The 15,072-nt window shown below is 71.1% G+C and carries 12 protein-coding genes; 4 read left to right on the top strand and 8 right to left on the bottom strand.

Annotation, left to right across the window (positions count from 1 at the left end):
* Positions 1 to 41 precede the first annotated feature (41 nt).
* The 5 genes from rfbB to V5P93_RS22065 are packed head-to-tail and all read right to left on the bottom strand — an operon-like array spanning position 42 to position 5,179.
* Positions 42 to 1,016: a dTDP-glucose 4,6-dehydratase gene (gene rfbB, locus V5P93_RS22085; protein WP_104478965.1), complete on the bottom strand. Its 975-nt coding sequence runs from the start codon at positions 1,014 to 1,016 to the stop codon at positions 42 to 44.
* Positions 1,016 to 1,888: a glucose-1-phosphate thymidylyltransferase RfbA gene (rfbA, locus tag V5P93_RS22080; RefSeq protein ID WP_104478966.1), complete on the bottom strand. Its 873-nt coding sequence runs from the start codon at positions 1,886 to 1,888 to the stop codon at positions 1,016 to 1,018. Before rfbA ends, rfbB begins: the two co-directional genes overlap by 1 nt.
* Positions 1,885 to 2,724 (bottom strand): NAD(P)-dependent oxidoreductase, encoded by an 840-nt coding sequence (locus tag V5P93_RS22075; protein ID WP_104478967.1) that lies wholly within the window; start codon positions 2,722 to 2,724, stop codon positions 1,885 to 1,887. The genes rfbA and V5P93_RS22075 overlap by 4 nt, the downstream gene beginning before the upstream one ends.
* A complete protein-coding gene (locus tag V5P93_RS22070; protein WP_104478968.1) occupies positions 2,724 to 3,734 on the bottom strand; it encodes a Gfo/Idh/MocA family protein in 1,011 nt (336 codons plus the stop codon). Before V5P93_RS22070 ends, V5P93_RS22075 begins: the two co-directional genes overlap by 1 nt.
* On the bottom strand, positions 3,731 to 5,179 hold the full coding sequence (locus tag V5P93_RS22065; protein ID WP_104478969.1) for an NDP-hexose 2,3-dehydratase family protein: 1,449 nt from the start codon (positions 5,177 to 5,179) through the stop codon (positions 3,731 to 3,733). Before V5P93_RS22065 ends, V5P93_RS22070 begins: the two co-directional genes overlap by 4 nt.
* 189 nt (positions 5,180 to 5,368) lie before the next feature.
* Here V5P93_RS22065 and V5P93_RS22060 point away from each other — a divergent pair, with 189 nt between their 5' ends.
* The 3 genes from V5P93_RS22060 (at position 5,369) to V5P93_RS22050 (ending at position 8,498) form a co-directional block, all read left to right on the top strand.
* Entirely contained in the window at positions 5,369 to 6,613 is a 1,245-nt protein-coding gene (locus tag V5P93_RS22060) for a macrolide family glycosyltransferase (protein WP_181043456.1), read from the top strand.
* Between the two features lie 65 nt (positions 6,614 to 6,678).
* Positions 6,679 to 7,917 (top strand): macrolide family glycosyltransferase, encoded by a 1,239-nt coding sequence (locus tag V5P93_RS22055; protein ID WP_181043457.1) that lies wholly within the window; start codon positions 6,679 to 6,681, stop codon positions 7,915 to 7,917.
* A complete protein-coding gene (locus V5P93_RS22050) occupies positions 7,908 to 8,498 on the top strand; it encodes a dTDP-4-dehydrorhamnose 3,5-epimerase family protein (protein WP_104478971.1) in 591 nt (196 codons plus the stop codon). Before V5P93_RS22055 ends, V5P93_RS22050 begins: the two co-directional genes overlap by 10 nt.
* A gap of 21 nt (positions 8,499 to 8,519) precedes the next feature.
* Here the strand turns inward: V5P93_RS22050 and V5P93_RS22045 are convergent, their stop codons facing one another.
* Entirely contained in the window at positions 8,520 to 9,167 is a 648-nt protein-coding gene (locus V5P93_RS22045) for a response regulator transcription factor (protein ID WP_104478972.1), read from the bottom strand.
* Complete coding sequence (locus V5P93_RS22040; protein WP_245931236.1) at positions 9,164 to 10,402, bottom strand: sensor histidine kinase; 1,239 nt, start codon at positions 10,400 to 10,402, stop codon at positions 9,164 to 9,166. The genes V5P93_RS22045 and V5P93_RS22040 overlap by 4 nt, the downstream gene beginning before the upstream one ends.
* 1,065 nt (positions 10,403 to 11,467) lie before the next feature.
* On the opposite strand from V5P93_RS22040, the gene V5P93_RS22035 reads away from it, so the two are divergent.
* Positions 11,468 to 12,157 carry a helix-turn-helix transcriptional regulator gene (locus tag V5P93_RS22035; RefSeq protein WP_104478973.1) on the top strand — a complete coding sequence of 230 codons (690 nt, stop codon included), beginning with the start codon at positions 11,468 to 11,470 and terminating at the stop codon, positions 12,155 to 12,157.
* Here the strand turns inward: V5P93_RS22035 and V5P93_RS22030 are convergent.
* Positions 12,150 to 15,068, bottom strand: coding sequence for a hypothetical protein (locus tag V5P93_RS22030; protein WP_104478974.1), 2,919 nt, complete (start codon positions 15,066 to 15,068; stop codon positions 12,150 to 12,152). The two genes, V5P93_RS22035 and V5P93_RS22030, sit on opposite strands and share 8 nt — an antisense overlap.
* Positions 15,069 to 15,072 lie beyond the last annotated feature (4 nt).

Genomic DNA, 15,072 nt, shown 5'->3' with positions numbered 1-15,072 from the left:
GGACCGGATTCGCCCGCGCGGCGAATCCGGTCCACTACGAGCTACCCGGCCTTGAGCGGTTCCCACCACGACCGGTTGGCCCGGTACCACTCGACCGTCTCGCGCAGGCCCCGCTCGATCGGCACCGACGGCCGGTACCCCAGCTCCCCGCTGATCTTGGTGATGTCCACCGAGTACCGCCGGTCGTGCGCCAACCGGTCCGCCACCGGCCGGATCGCCGACTCGTCCCGGCCGGTGATTTCCAGCAGGCGGGTGGTCAGCTCCCGGTTGGTCAGCTCCGTGCCGCCGCCGATGTTGTAGACCTCGCCCGCGCGGCCCCGGGTCGCCACCAGGTGGATGCCCGCGCAGTGGTCGTCGACGTGCAGCCAGTCCCGAACGTTCAGGCCGTCGCCGTAGAGGGGGACCTGTCCGCCGTCGAGCAGGTTGGTGGCGAACAGGGGGATGACCTTCTCCGGGAACTGGTACGGGCCGTAGTTGTTGGAGCAGCGGGTGATCACCACGTCCAGGCCGTGGGTGATGTGGAACGCGCGCGCGATCAGGTCCGACGACGCCTTCGACGCCGCGTACGGCGAGTTCGGGGCCAGCGGGTGCTCCTCCGGCCACGAGCCCTCGTCGATCGAGCCGTACACCTCGTCGGTCGAGACGTGCGTGAAGCGGCCGACGCCCGCCTCCAGCGCGCCCTGCAACAGGGTTTGCGTGCCGACCACGTTGGTCAGCACGAACTCCGCCGCGCCCGCGATCGAACGGTCCACGTGCGACTCGGCGGCGAAGTGCACGACCAGGTCCGTGCCCGCCATCTCCTGCTTGACCACCGCCGGGTCGCAGATGTCGCCGCGCACCACGCGCAGGCGGGGGTCGTCGGCGACCGGGGCCAGGTTGGCCGGGTTGCCCGCGTAGGTGAACTTGTCCAGCACGACCAGCTCGTCCGGGGTGAACCCGGGGTAGCGGTCGGTGAGCGCGCCGCGCACGAAGTTCGAGCCGATGAACCCCGCGCCGCCGGTGACCAGGACCCGCATCAGCGCACGCCCCCCGCGATCTCCATGACGTACCGGCCGTAGCCGGATTTGGCGATCCGCTCGCCCAGCGCGTAGCACTGCTCGGCGGAGATGAACCCCATCCGCAGCGCGATCTCCTCCAGGCAGGCGATCCGCGTGCCCTGCCGCTCCTCCAGCGTCCGCACGTACTGCCCGGCGTCGAGCAGCGACTCGTGCGTCCCGGTGTCCAGCCAGGCGAAACCGCGGCCCAGGTTGACCATGCTCGCCCGGCCGCGGTCGAGGTAGGTGTTGTTCACGTCGGTGATCTCCAGCTCGCCGCGCGCCGACGGCCGCAGCCCCTTGGCGATCTCCACGACGTCGTTGTCGTAGAAGTACAGGCCGGTGATCGCGTGGTTCGACCGCGGGTTGCTCGGCTTCTCCTCGATCGACACGAGGTTCCCCTCCGCGTCGATCTCGCCGATGCCGTGCCGGTGCGGGTCCGACACCGCGTAGCCGAACAGCACGCAGCCCTTGAGGTCGACGGTCTTGCTCTGCAGCAGCTGCGAGAACCCCGGGCCGTGGAAGATGTTGTCGCCCAGGATCAACGCCGCGCTGTCGTCGCCGATGTGGTCCTCGCCGATGATGAACGCCTCGGCGAGGCCGTTGGGGTGCGGCTGCTCCGCGTAGGTGAGGTTGATGCCCAGGTCCGAGCCGTCGCCGAGCAGCCGCTGGAAGGCGGGGGCGTCGACCGGGGTGGTGATGACCAGGATGTCCCGGATGGCGGCCAGCATCAGCACCGACAGCGGGTAGTAGATCATCGGCTTGTTGTAGACGGGGACCAGTTGCTTGGACGCGGCGAGCGTCACCGGGTGCAGCCGGGTACCGCTGCCGCCCGCGAGGATGATGCCCTTCATCGCCTTTCCCGGAGGTTGTCGGAACCCGCCTGGCCGGAGGCGGCCAGCCACGGGTCGGGCGCCTGCCTGGCCAGGTCCTGGTACGCGGGCGCGGCCAGCGCGCCGACGTGCCGGTCCAGCAGCGCGGACAGGTAGCCCGGGCCGAACCCGAACCCGTCCACCGCGGGCACCAGCGCGCGCAGCTTGGCGACGCTGACCACCGCGCGCTTGGTCGGCATCTCCACCAGCGACCGCTCGGCCCGCGTGCCCAGCCGCTGCTCCAGGCCGTCCACCACGTCCTCAATGGACACCGGCCTGCCGGAGGCCACGTTGACCACCTCGCCGCGCACGTCGTCGTCGCGCAGGAAACCCAGGATCCGCACCATGTCGGTGATGTCCAGCAGGTCCCGCGCCACGCCCGAGTGCACGGTGATCGAGCCGGACAGCAGTTGCCGGATCAGCGACGGCATCAGCTGGTGCCGCTGCTGGCCCGCGCCGACCAGGTGCGCCAACCGCAGCACCAGCCACCGCGCGCCGGAGGTCGCGCACACGCTCTCCAGCGCCAGCTTGTGCTTGCCGTACGGGGTCAGCGGGAACACCGGCCCGGACTCGGTGCCCGGCGAGTCCGGCGCCCCGTACATGCCGGGTGACGCCGTCGACAGGAACACCGCGGTGCGCCCCTCGGCGCGGCAGCGGCGCAGCGTCTCGTAGACCAGCGTGGCCTCGCGCTCGAACGCCGACACGTCGGTGACGAGCACGCTGGACACCCCGGCCGCGATGAGCGTGGTGTCCGGGTGGCGGTCGCCGAAGTAGCGCCGGGCGTGGTCCGCGATGAAGCCGTGTCCGATGATCTCCATCAGGATCCCACCTCCTGGTGAGTTGGCTGGTCCGGCACCCGGACGGCGCTGGTGAGCACCTCGTCGACCAGGCGCGCGGTGTCGGTGGACAGGTCGCCCGCCTCGGCCTCCACCGCGGGGTCCGGCCCGCGCAGGGCGGCCGTGGCGAACGAGTCCACGGCCAGGGCGAACTGGTCCGCGGCGGGCAGGGTGAGCTCCTCGCGCCGGTCCTGCTCCTCGACCAGCACGACCGGCCGCCAGGTCGGCGGGGGTGTGAACGCCCGGTCGAGGGTGATCGAGCCGGAGCCGCCGGAGTAGGTGTAGCGGGACCGGTAGCCGTGCTGGAAACCGAACTCCAGCGACGCGAACACGCCGTCGGGGGAGACCAGCAGCACGTGCCCGGCCACGTCGACGTCGCGGGTCTTGTCCACGCGCAGCGCGGCGCCGTCGACGGTGAGGCCGCGGCCGAGCAGCAGCCGGGCGGCGCGCAGCGGGTAGACCCCGGCGTCGAGCAGCGAACCGCCGCCGAGGCCGGGTTGGTAGCGGATGTCGCCCCCGGGCAGCGGGGGGATCCGGAAGGTCGCGGCGAAGGTGCGCAGCGGCCCGACCCGGCCCGCGTCCAGCATGGCGCGGACCTCCGCGTGCTGCGGGTGGTACGGGAAGGTGAAGTTCTCCCGCAGCACCAGGCCCTGGCGCGCGGCGATCGCGACCAGTTCCCGGGTCTGGGCCGCGGTGGTGGTGAGCGGTTTCTCGCACAGCACGTGCTTGCCCGCCAGGAGCGCGCGCCGGGTCCACTCGAAGTGGCTCGCGTTCGGCAGGGACACGTAGACGGCGTCGACGTCGTCCCCGGTGACCAGGTCGTGGTACCCGCGCACGGCCGCGCCCAGCGGGTCGGCCACGGCCGCCGCCCGCTCCGGCGACCGCGCCGCCACGGCGGTCACGCGCGCGTTGGCCGACCGCAGCGCGGGCAGGGTCTTGCGCCGCGCGACCGACGAGCAGCCCAGCAGGCCGACCCTCAGCGAGGTCGTCATCCGAGTCCCCGCAGGCACGCGATGAGGCTGCGGGCCTGCACGTTGACGTAGTGGCTGTGCCGCAGCAGCTCGTCGAGCTGGCGGACGGTGAGCCAGCGGTAGTCGTCGGACACCGCGTTCGGGAAGTCCGCGGGCACCTCGACGATCTCGTACCGGCTGTACGCGTGGTGGAACCGCCCGCCCTCCTCCGACAGCTGCGCGGAGAAGCGGACCTGCTCCGGGCGGCTGCCGAGCACCACGTCCAGGAACAGCGGGTGCGTCGCGGCGGGCAGGTGCGTGTAGTTCTCGGGGGTGCACTGGACCGTCGGGGCCAGCTCGACCACGTCCAGGTAGCCCGGTTCGACGCGGGCGTTGACCAGCGCGTGCAGCACGCCGTCGACCCGCTTGACCAGCAGCGCCACCACACCGGTGCCGAACGGGCGGACCAGCGGCTGGCTCCAGCTGCCCACCTCGCGGCCGTTGGTGGTGATGTCGACGGCGATGATGCTGAAGTACAGCCCCAGCTCGTGGGAGATCTCGGTCGGCGTGCGGCGCCAGTGCGCGACCTCGCGCAGCGGGGACGGCCGGGTGTCGACGTAGTGCGTGGACTGCCGCGAGGTGATCCAGCTCAGCACCTCGGTCGCGGTGTGCAGGCCACCCGCGTCGGGCCGGGCGGAGCGGGCGATCGACGCCGGGAACTCGTCGGCGCCCGGCCGGTCGGGCCAGGCGGGGGCGGGCATGCAGGACAGCACCGTGCGGGCGTCCATGTTGACCAGGTTGTCCGCGCGCAGCAGGGTGTGCAGCTGGCCCAGGGTCAACCAGCGGAAGTCCGCCGGCAGCTCGGCGTCGTCGAAGCGCGGGTCGTCGGTGACCTCGACGACCATGTTCCGGTTGCGCTTGCGGTAGAACCACGAGCCCTGTTCGGACTGCAGCACGTCGGCGATCACCCGCCCCGGTGGCGGGTCGCGGAAGAACTCCAGGTACGGCACGGGTTTGCCGCCGTGCACCCGGGTGTAGTTGCTCTTGGTCGCCTGCACCGTCGGCGACAGCTGCACGCCGTTGACGTTGCCCGGCTCGGACTTGGCCTGCATCAGGCAGTGCGGCACGCCGTCGATCTCGCGCACCAGGATGCCCAGGATGCCGATCTCGGGTTGGTTGATGATGGGTTGCGACCAGTGCGGCACGTGCCCGTAGTCGGTGTCGACCGACAGGCCCTGCACGCTGAAGAACCGGCCGCTGTGGTGCCGCAGGTCGCCGGTGCGCTCGTCGAACCCCCACAACCGCAGGTCGCCGAACTCGATCCGGTCGACCTCGTGCCGGTGCGCGGCGTTGCGGGCGGCGATCCACCCGTCGACGAGCGCGTTGGGGGTCACGTCGCTGTCGAGCGCGGCCGCGGACACCGCCAGGCGGTGGGGCAGCGTCACGTCCGGCTTCCGGAGCAGACTTGTCGCGCCGTGACGCGCCATATCGTCCTCCTGGGACAAACGAACTGGGGGGCACCGCCGAGTCTGGTGCCCGCGAAGGCGCCGCGGGCCGGGTCGGGGCCAGGAGTGGGAGAACCCCCAGCATCGCCGAAACCGCCCGGGACTAAGGAATCCTCCAGTGCCGCGCGGCTAGGGAGCGACACCGGGCGCCTTGCCGGGCAAGGTGGTCCGGTGTCTTGGTCGCGGCACTACGCCGTCATCAGCTTCCCCGGTGTCGGGCACGTCCGGCCGGTGCTACCGGTCGTCGAGGAACTCCGGCGCCGGGGCCACCGCGTCACGCACGTCGTCGCCTCCCGCCTCGCCGACACCGCGCGGGTCTCGGGGGCGCGGCTGGTGACCTACGAGTCGAGTTTCCCGGAACCCTTCGGCCGCGCGGAATCCGTCGACGACGCCGCGCGCATGCTGGCCGAGTTGCTGCGCGAGGGGTTCGCGCCGCTGGACGCCGCCGAGCGCGCGCTGGCCGGTGACCGGCCGGATCTGCTGCTGCACGACGACATCGCCCCGCACACCGCCCGGCTGCTCGGGGCGCGCTGGGACGTGCCGGTCGTCCGGCTCTACGCCCACTTCGCCGACAACGTCCAGAGTGGACGATCCGGCGGCGGTGCCGGGATCGACCCGGCGGCCGTGCTGGCGCACCCCGCGTTGCGCGAGGCGTGGCAGGACGAGATCGACCGGCTCGCCACCCACGGCCTCGACGCGGACACGGTGATGTCGACGCTGCTGCGCGACGACGCCGTCGCCGAGCTGGTGTTCGTGCCGCGCGAGTTCCACCCCGACGGCGACTTCTCCCCGCGACGGGTGTTCGTCGGGTCGACCGCCGATCCCGCGCGGGCGCGCGACCCGTGGACACCGCCGGGGGAGCGGCGGGTGGTGCTGGTGTCGCTGGGCACGACCTCGGCCGCCGCGCCGGGCTTCTTCCGCGCCTGCGCCGAGGCGTTCGCGGACACCGACTGGCACGTGGTGATGACCCTGGGGTCCCGGGTGACCCCGGAGGAGGTCGGAACGGTGCCGCCGAACGTCGAACTCCACCGGTGGCTCACCCACCTGTCCGTGCTGCCCCACGCGTCGGTCTACGTCGGCGCCGCCGGGATGGGGAGCCTGCTGGAGGCGCTGTCCTGCGCCACCCCGGTGCTGGCGCTGCCGCAGACCGACGAGCAGCGCGGCAACGCCGACCGGATCGCCGAACTCGGCCTCGGCGCCGCGCTCGACCCCGCCGACGTCACCCCCGACACCCTCCGGCGCCTGGTCGACACCCTCGCCGCGGACCCCGGCACCGCCGCGCGGGCCCGGCGGATGAGCGGTCACCTCGCCTCGGCGGGCGGCGCCACCCGCGCGGCCGACGTGCTCGAACAATGCGCGGATCCGAGTGGTGCCAACGGTTTCCTGGCTCCACAGCGGACCGGGAACCGACACTAGGTGATCACCTGGTTCGCGGTCGCCGCCGATGGGCATCCGCGCGACACCCGCCTAGGGTCGAGCACGTGGACACCTCGCGACTCCGGTCAGCGTTCTTCACCTTCCCCGGGTACGGGCACCTGCGCCCGATCCTCCCGGTGGCCGCGGAACTGGTCGACCGCGGGCACGAGGTCACCGTCGTGGTCGCCGACCGGTACGCCGACGACGTCGCGCGCACCGGCGCCCGGGTCGTCACCTACCGCTCCGAGTTCCCCGCCGCCGTACCGGAAGTCGTCACCGCCGACGACCTCGCCGCCGCCGTCGTGCACTACCTGGAGGAAGCGTTCGCCGCGCTGCCCGCGGCCTGGGCCGCGTTCGCCGAGCACCCCGTCGACATCGTCGTCGAGGACGCGTTGAGCACCGCCGTGAGCGGACTGGTCGCCGACCGCGCGGGCTGCCCCGTGGTGCGCGCCTTCCCCGGTTTCGCGGGCAACGACGAGGTACCGGTCAACGGCAGCGAACCCGATCCCGACGGCCCGCGGTTCGACGCGGAGCACCCCGCGGTCGCGGCCTTCCACCGCGCCCTCCCGGCGCGGCTCGCCGCTCTGGGGGTCCCAGGGGGCGCCGTCGACCGGGTCCGGGCCCGCCGGGCCGCGGCCAACCTGGTGTTCGTGCCGCGAGAGTTCCAACCCCGCGCCGAGTGCTTCGACGACAGCTTCGTCTTCGTCGGCGCCCACAACCCGCCCCCGCCGTCGGGCACGTGGACCCCACCGGCGGACGGCTCGCCCGTGGCGCTGATCTCGCTGGGCACCTCGGCCACGCACAACCCGGGCTTCTTCCGCTCGTGCGCCGAGGCGTTCGCGGGCACCGGCTGGCGGGTCGTGATGACCACCGCCGACCACCTCGACGCCGACACCGCCGCGTGGCCGGACTACGTCGAGCGGTACGCCTGGCTCGACCACAACGAGGTGCTGCCGCACACCGACGTGCTGGTCTGCCAGGCCGGGTCGGGCACGTTGATGGACGCCTTCTGGCACGGCGTGCCGGTGGTCACCGTGCCGCAGCAGCCCGACGCCAGGGTGGCGGCCCGCCACGTCGCCGAACTGGGCCTGGGGCGGGTGCATTCGGGCGCGGTCACCGGCGCCGCGATCCGCGACGCGGCGCTGGCGGTCGCCGCCGACACCGCCGTCGCCGCGCGGGTCGCCGGGATGCGGTCGGCCGCGCGCGCCGCGGGTGGCGCGCGCCGGGCGGCGGACGTGCTGGAGCGCGTCGCGGCGGGATCCGGGATCACCGAGGACAGAGGGAGCGACACGACGTGGACATAGTTGAGATGGCGGTCAAGGACGCCTTCCGGATCACCCCTCGGCACCTGCCGGACCGCCGGGGCAGCTTCTTCGAGGCGTGGCGGCAGAGCGAGATCTCCGCCCGGATCGGCAGGCCGTACCGGATCGAGCAGGTCAACTTCTCGATCTCGGCGAAGAACACCCTGCGCGGCATCCACGGCACCAAGGTCCCGCCCGGCCAGGCGAAGCTCGTCACCTGCGTGCAGGGCGCCGCGCTCGACGTGGTGGTCGACCTGCGCATCGGCTCGCCGACCTTCGGGCGGTTCGACACGACCCTGCAGGAGGCGGGCTCCGGCATCGGCGTGTTCGTCCCGGACGGCCTCGGGCACGCGTTCCTGGCGCTGGAGCCGAACACGGTGATGAACTACCTGTGCGACACCGAGTACGTGCCCGGCACGATGATCGACATCCAGGCGCTGGACCCGGCCATCGGCATCCCCTGGGAGCTGACCGGCACCCCCATCATGTCCGACAAGGACGCCGTCGCCCCCACCCTCGCCGAGGTCGCCGCGTCCGGCGTGCTCCCGCACTACCGGCCCGCGCTCGCCGACGCGGTGCGGTGAGGGCTGCTCGCGCTACGCGCGCTACTTGACCAGGCCCGCCTCGTGCGCCAGCAGCCCCGCCTGGGTGCGGTTGGCGCAGCCGAGCTTGCCGAGCATGCGCGAGACGTAGCTCTTCACCGTCGCCTCGGACAGGTGCAGCCGCGCCGCGATGGCCGCGTTCGACAGGCCCTCACCGAGGCAGCGGAGCATGTCCTCCTCGCGCTCGGTCAACCCCTCCACGCGCTGCCGGGCCCGGTCGGCCTTCTGCTGCTCGCCGGTCGAGGCCGACACGAGCCTGCGCATCGCCTCGGGGGACAGCACGGTGTGGCCACCCGCCGCCGCGCGGACCAGGCTGATCAGGTCCTCGGCGGGGGTGGCCTTGAGCAGGAAGCCCGACGCGCCCGCCTGCAGCGCGCGCAGCACGTAGGTGTCCGCGTCGAAGGTGGTGAGCGCGACCATCGAGGGGGGTGACGGCAGCCGGGCGATGCGGGCGATGGCGGTGAGCCCGTCGACGCCCGGCATGCGCAGGTCCATCAGCATCACGTCCGGCTCGTGCACCGCGGCCGCCTCCACTGCCTCGGCGCCGTCCTGGGCCTGGGCGACCACGGTGATGTCGCCCGCCGACTCCAGCACGGTGCGCAGGTGGGTGAGGACCATCGGCTCGTCGTCGACGATGACCAGGCGGATCATGGGGCGCGGCTCTCCGGGGTCGGGACGTACACGGGCAGTGTGGCATCAACGCGGAACCCGCCGTCGCCGGTGGGGCCGTGGTCCAGGGTGCCGCCGATGACCTCGACGCGGTACCGCAACCCGGTCAACCCGGCCCCGGAGCCGCCCGCGCGCAGCACCGGGTCCGTCCGGCCCTCCGGCGCGGAGTTGGTGACCCGGAGCCGGACGTCGCGGGGCGTGTAGTGCAGCGACACCGTCGCGTGCGAGCCGGGCGCGTGCTTGCGCACGTTGGTCAGCGCCTCCTGCACGACCCGGTACGCGGTCCGCGCGACCACCGGGGCGAGTTCGCGCACGGCGCCGTCGACCTCGATCCCGGTCGGGATGCCCACCGACTCCGACTCCTCGACCAGGGTGCGGAAGTCGGCGGCGACCGGGCCCGGGGCGGTGTTCTCCACCAGCGGCCCGGTGCTCTCCTCGCTGCGCAGCACCCCCATGAGGTCGCGCAGCTCGGCCATCGCCTGCGACCCGGACGCGCGGATGTCGTCCGCCGCCTGGTGCACGGCGGGCTCCGCCGAGCTCAGCCGCAGCGCGCCCGCGTGCAGCACGATCAGGCTCAGCCGGTGGGTGACCACGTCGTGCATCTCGGCGGCCAGCCGCCGCCGCTCCTCGAACCGGGCCTTCTCCGCCAGCAGCGACTGCTCCCGCTCGGCCCGCTCGGCCCGGTCCCGCAGCGACCGCATCAGCTCCTTGCGCGCGTCGAAGTAGAGCGCGCCGAGCGCGGGCCCGACGGTGCTCAGCAGGCCGAAGGGCGTCACCGACCAATCGGGTGACCACAATCGGCCCGCCAGCACCGCGAACAGCGCGGTGACCGCGAGGGCGACCGCGCGCTCCTCGCGGAGCACCACCGCGATGACCACCACCGGCGTCGCCCGCGGCACCGTCACCGGGCTGACGCCGTGCTCGACGACCAGCAGCCCGGGCGCGACCGCCGCCGAGACGGCCATCGCGAGCGCGACGACCAGCACGAACGCCGCGACCGGGCGGTGCCTGCGGGCCAGCAGCGGCAGCGACGCGTCCACCAGGAGCTGGGTCACCAGGCCCGCGTGCGGGCCGAGCCAGCCGGTCGTGGGGCCGTCGCTGAGCGCCAGGGAGGTGTCCAGGGCGGCGAACAGCGCCGCGAGGACGGCCAGCCGCACCGTTTCGCGGGAGTCCCCGGGGTCGTGGCGCCGGGGGGCGCGGAGGATCGCCTGCCACACGGTGGACACGTTATCGAGTCGGGCGTCCGCGTGGTGGACATGGGTCGAATAACGTCGAACAACGAAAGTCGTCGATTTTTGGAAAAGAAAACAACTTTGGTTGACAGGTCGTGTTCTTGGGTGGTCACCGATTGTCGGAATCGGCCCGGCAACCGCAGTTCAGACGCGGTCGCCGGGCCGGATCCCGACACCGCCACCGGGTGCGCCGCGCCTGCGCCCGGAGACGGTGTCGTGCCTGATGAGGTATGGTCGCGAGCGACAGTACACGGGGTTTCCGGCCCGTGCCGCGCGGCCGGTCGACCGGCCGCGGGCGGCGCGCCGGGGTCCTGGGATAACGACCGGAGATCGTCCGACTCTTGGCAAAGGAATTGTCGACCGTGTGGCCGGAATGGCTGGATCGAGCGTCTGCCCGCGCGCCGGAGGTGGGCCCGCCTGTCGCCGGAATGCGCTTTTCGGCGAATACCGACCGATCGGGACGGAAACAGTCGCCCCGCACATCGGTGGTCGCGCTCCCGGTGCGCGTGGAAATCCCGGTTGAACGCCACATGAAGCTCTTCCCGGCCGAGAATTCCCGGGCCGTTCCCCGTGTCGCCATCCGGCGCTCGGGCGACCCGATTCCCTCAAACGATTGTTTACGACTGGCCAGTAGGTTATTTGCTGACCGTGTTTCGCCTTTGTTCACCCGTGGAGAGGATGGTCGCTCACTGTGACATCAGACCTGGTCAACCACGGGTGCGCTGGGGCGCGTCATGTGTGGGCTACTCCCAATGCTACGGCGAACTACGATGTTCAGGCCAGTACGCCTGGCCCGCGCGACTCGGGCACGCGCGCCGATCACGGTCACGTTGCGTGCTCTCATCGGGTGCTATCAATATCTGGACCGCGGTCGTGGAGTGCGTTGACCGCATGATCGTCACTGGCTATAGTCGCCGTAGTTGGTTTGTTACTCACATTTAGATGTCGGGTTTTCGGGGCGGCGAGATGACGTCGGGGTCGGGGCCGCTCGGGTGAGTGGGGCCTTCGCGCCCGGTCCGCACGGCAATCCATCTGGGGAGGCATTTCTTCATGAGCAGCGCTGTCTTGGGTCCGATCCCCGTACCGGCCGAGCGGGCGGCGGCCGTGGTGGACCGGCGCGGTGAGCGGGAGCGCCGCCCGGGCGCGGAGCTGGCCGACGTCGGCATCGCCAACCTCGACCCCGACCTGCGGGTGCTGGAGGCCAACGGGAGTTTCCTCTACCAGTTCGGCCGGTCCGCCGCCGAGGTGTGCGGGCAGGAGTTCCGCGAGTTGGTGCACGCCAGCGTGGAGCAGGTGGTGGTGCAGCAGCTGACCCGCCTCGGCGAGAACCGCCGCGACCGCTTCACCGCCCGCCTCGTCGGCCTGCGCCCCAACGACGGCGTGTTCTTCGGCGACCTGACGGCCATCGCCGTCCGCCCGGACAACGGCCAGGTGAGCAAGATCGTCCTGCTGACCCGCCCCGACCGCCCCGCCGACCCCCAGCGCACCCCGTCGGGCAAGCGCAAGGCCTTGAGCGAGATCGACGCCCGGGTCCTCGAAGGGGTGGCGGCGGGCAACACCACGGTGCAGTTGGCGGCGAAGCTGTTCCTCAGCAGACAGGGCATCGAGTACCACGTGGCCGCGATGCTGCGCAGGTTCAAGTCGCCCAACCGGTCGGCCCTGGTGGCCAAGGCGTACTCGGAGGGCATCCTGCGCATCGGCCAGTGGCCGCCGCAGGTGACCCCCGACTACGTCAGCTGACCGCCCGCGCGCCTTCTCTCAGTTCGGTGATGAGCCGCCGCGCCTCCCGCAGACAAAGATCACTCCACCGCGCGAGACCGCGGGCGGCCCGCACCCGGATGTGCCGGGCGACCACGTCGTCCCACGCCACCTCCCGCACCACCATGGCCGCGGCCTCCCGGTAACCCCGGTGCGTCGCGGCCATGGCCTCGGCACAGCGGACCCGCTCGATGGCGCTGTTGTCGGGATCCTCGGCCAACTCCCGCAACGCCACGGCCGTTTCGTAGGGCCGGTACTCACTCACGGCCTCAAGCACCCGCCGACGCGCACACCGGTCGTCGGTCTCGGCGAGGTCGTCCAGCACCCGAACCATCCGCGCCCGCGTATCGGGCCGCTCATGCGCCATCACCCGCGCCGCCTGGGCCCTGACGACTCTCGGCAGCTCGACGTCCTCGACGATCCGCAGCAAGGCTTCCGCACCCCGCTCGCGCCCTTCGTCGCCGAACCACATCAACTCCTGCCCCGCCCGCCACCGCAACGCGGGCCTACCCTCCGCCGCGATCCGCGCCAGCACCCGTACTCCGGCGACCTGATCGTCATCCGCCCGGTCCCGCATCATCACAGCGGCCTTCCACCGCACAGCGAAGGCCCGCGTCTCGTCGTCCCGCATCGCTCGCACGCCAGCCAGGCCGTCTCGGTGACGAAGTTCGAACAGAACCCGCACCCGCTCCTGATCCGCCGTGCCCGGGTCCTTTGCCTTGTCCCGCAACCACTCAACAACCTCGTCCGGCACCTCAGGCGCGAGATGCCACAACATCCACCCCGCGTCCTCTTTGACCTCGCGGGGTGCCTCGGCGCGCTGGAAGTCGGCGAGGCTGTCGGCAAGGATCTGCCTCCGCCAAAACAGCCCCATCTTCGCCTGCGCCCAACGAGCATCGAACCCACCGATGTCATCCAGCGCCGCAGCAGCCTCCTCAACATATCGAGTGGACAGATCGGCGAGCTGAGATGCCGCGTCGATGCGCTCGGACTTGGCCGCTTCCGGCGCGGCGAAGAGGTTTCGGAGCACTTCCACCACATCGGTCCTCAGTGGAACCTCGCCCCAGATGTCCGCCGTCGGGATCCTGTGCGCGACCGGCAGCGTCCGATCGACGAGCAACGTCCGCTGCGCCTCACGACATGCCACCCCCGGCAGACCGGACACCAGTTGGGAGCGGTCGACACCTCGTGTCGTGGGGTCGTCGAACAGTGACTGCGATGTGACCAGAACGTTTGCGGCTTGCCGCCTCTGAAGGTAGACAAAACTCTGATACACGTGTGCACGCTCAGCGGCGGTGTAGAGGTCATCGCGCAAGAAGCGGCCGATCAAGGATAACGTCAGGTGCGCTTGGTTCTTGTCCGTGGCCAGGACCTTGGCCGCGGCGACGCATCGGTTGGAGACCGGTTGTCGGCCGTCGATGAGGATCGTGGTCCAGTCCTCGAGCGGCGGCGTGTCGTCTGTGTGCGCATCGGCGTTCAGGGCGGCCAGCGCTACTCGTGCGGAATCACTGGCACTCTGCCTGACGTCCGGGTGTTCGACTGCGCTACGGAGAGCGGCGATGACGTCCACGCCGAGGGCAGCGGTCTGGGAGGCCCGATCGTGCCAGTGCGTGCTGTCGATGTCCTCAGGCAACAGGTTCTGGATCGTGGTCGGGTCGGTGAGCGCGATCGCGGCGCGGAATCTGGTGATCGGCCTTGTTGAGCGGTCCTGGACGACAGTCAGGAGCAAGGGTTGCGCACTGCTGCCAAGGTTGGTCATCGCGTCGTGCGCGTTCCAGATCTGCTCGGAACTCAAGCGATCGGTCGGGAGGGTCTCTTCGATCGTTCTGGCCAGGTCCAGCTTTGTCGGACCCGCGAGTTCCCTGAGGCTGTGGACCCAGTGGGCAAGTTCCGTGTGGTGCACGCGGTCGGCGCGGAGGTAGGCGATGGCGTCCCGTGCCGCTTCCCCGTGGAAGCGGTCGCCCAGTTCGACCAGACCATGCAGCGCGATGGTGTACGCGCGGTGGTTCGGCTCGACTTGGCGCAAAGTGCCCCGAAAACACTCCGCCGCGCGTTCGACGTCGCATGCATCCGCTCGGGAGAACTGCGGAAGCCTCTCGTCGTCGAGTTGCGCCATGTCGGCGTCGCGAAGGCCCATCAGGTCAAGCAGAGAAGCGTAGGCTTCCTGCTGCCGTGATCCGACGTTGGTCAGTTGTCGCCAAGCACTGATACGGCTTTTGAAAGCGTATGTCGTGGTCGCTATGTCATGGAGGGCGGCCACTGCTTCGGGGTGGCAGTCGGTTCCCAGGCTTAGTAGTTCCTTGGCGGTTCGCACTCGGACATCGCAACTCAATCGATGATCGGCCAAGTCCGCGCGCAACACCGCACGGGCCGAGTCGCGGTGTTCGCCGCCGAGGGCAGCCAATCTCCCAAGAGCCAGTGGGCGTTCCCAGTCGTCGGCCAGTGGGTGGTCGATGATCGACCGGAGTTCTTGAGCCACGGCGGCGTGGTGCTCCGGGCTGAGACTGGCCAGCGTGTGCGCTGCCCACAGCCGCTCATTGGTGTCGGTCGTGGACGAATCCAACACGGCGTGGAGAACGCCTGCGGCGTCCTTGTGGAACGCGGGGCCTAGCGCGATCAGGGCTCGTGCGACAAACCACTTGCGTGCTCTGATGGCAGTTTCGTCCGCGAGCGCGAGCATGCGGTGTGCGGCTGACTGGCGGTAGCGGGTTCCGAGAGTGCCCAGTGCCTCAACAGACCTGAGCCGTTCGAACCAGGAGGCTGTCCTGTCGTCTGCGCACGTGGTGAGTAGTTCAGCCGTGTCCCGCTGCCGACCAAGCGCCGCGAGTTTCTGAGCGCACTGTTTCGGGTGGACGTTGTTGGACTTGTCGTTCGTCATGATCGCCGTGAACACGTCA

The sequence above is a fragment of the Actinokineospora auranticolor genome, from assembly GCF_041897805.1.
Classification (GTDB): Bacteria; Actinomycetota; Actinomycetes; order Mycobacteriales; family Pseudonocardiaceae; genus Actinokineospora; species Actinokineospora auranticolor.
This window is presented reverse-complemented; position numbering and strand designations above follow the sequence as displayed.

Excerpts from the sequence above, each read along its gene's own strand:
- rfbB (WP_104478965.1), bottom strand. The coding sequence starts at position 1,016 with ATGCGGGTCCTGGTCACCGGCGGCGCGGGGTTCATCGGCTCGAACTTC.
- rfbA (WP_104478966.1), bottom strand. The coding sequence starts at position 1,888 with ATGAAGGGCATCATCCTCGCGGGCGGCAGCGGTACCCGGCTGCACCCG.
- V5P93_RS22035 (WP_104478973.1), top strand. The coding sequence starts at position 11,468 with ATGAGCAGCGCTGTCTTGGGTCCGATCCCCGTACCGGCCGAGCGGGCG.
- V5P93_RS22070 (WP_104478968.1), bottom strand. The coding sequence starts at position 3,734 with ATGACGACCTCGCTGAGGGTCGGCCTGCTGGGCTGCTCGTCGGTCGCG.
- V5P93_RS22075 (WP_104478967.1), bottom strand. The coding sequence starts at position 2,724 with ATGGAGATCATCGGACACGGCTTCATCGCGGACCACGCCCGGCGCTAC.
- V5P93_RS22065 (WP_104478969.1), bottom strand. The coding sequence starts at position 5,179 with ATGGCGCGTCACGGCGCGACAAGTCTGCTCCGGAAGCCGGACGTGACG.
- V5P93_RS22045 (WP_104478972.1), bottom strand. The coding sequence starts at position 9,167 with ATGATCCGCCTGGTCATCGTCGACGACGAGCCGATGGTCCTCACCCAC.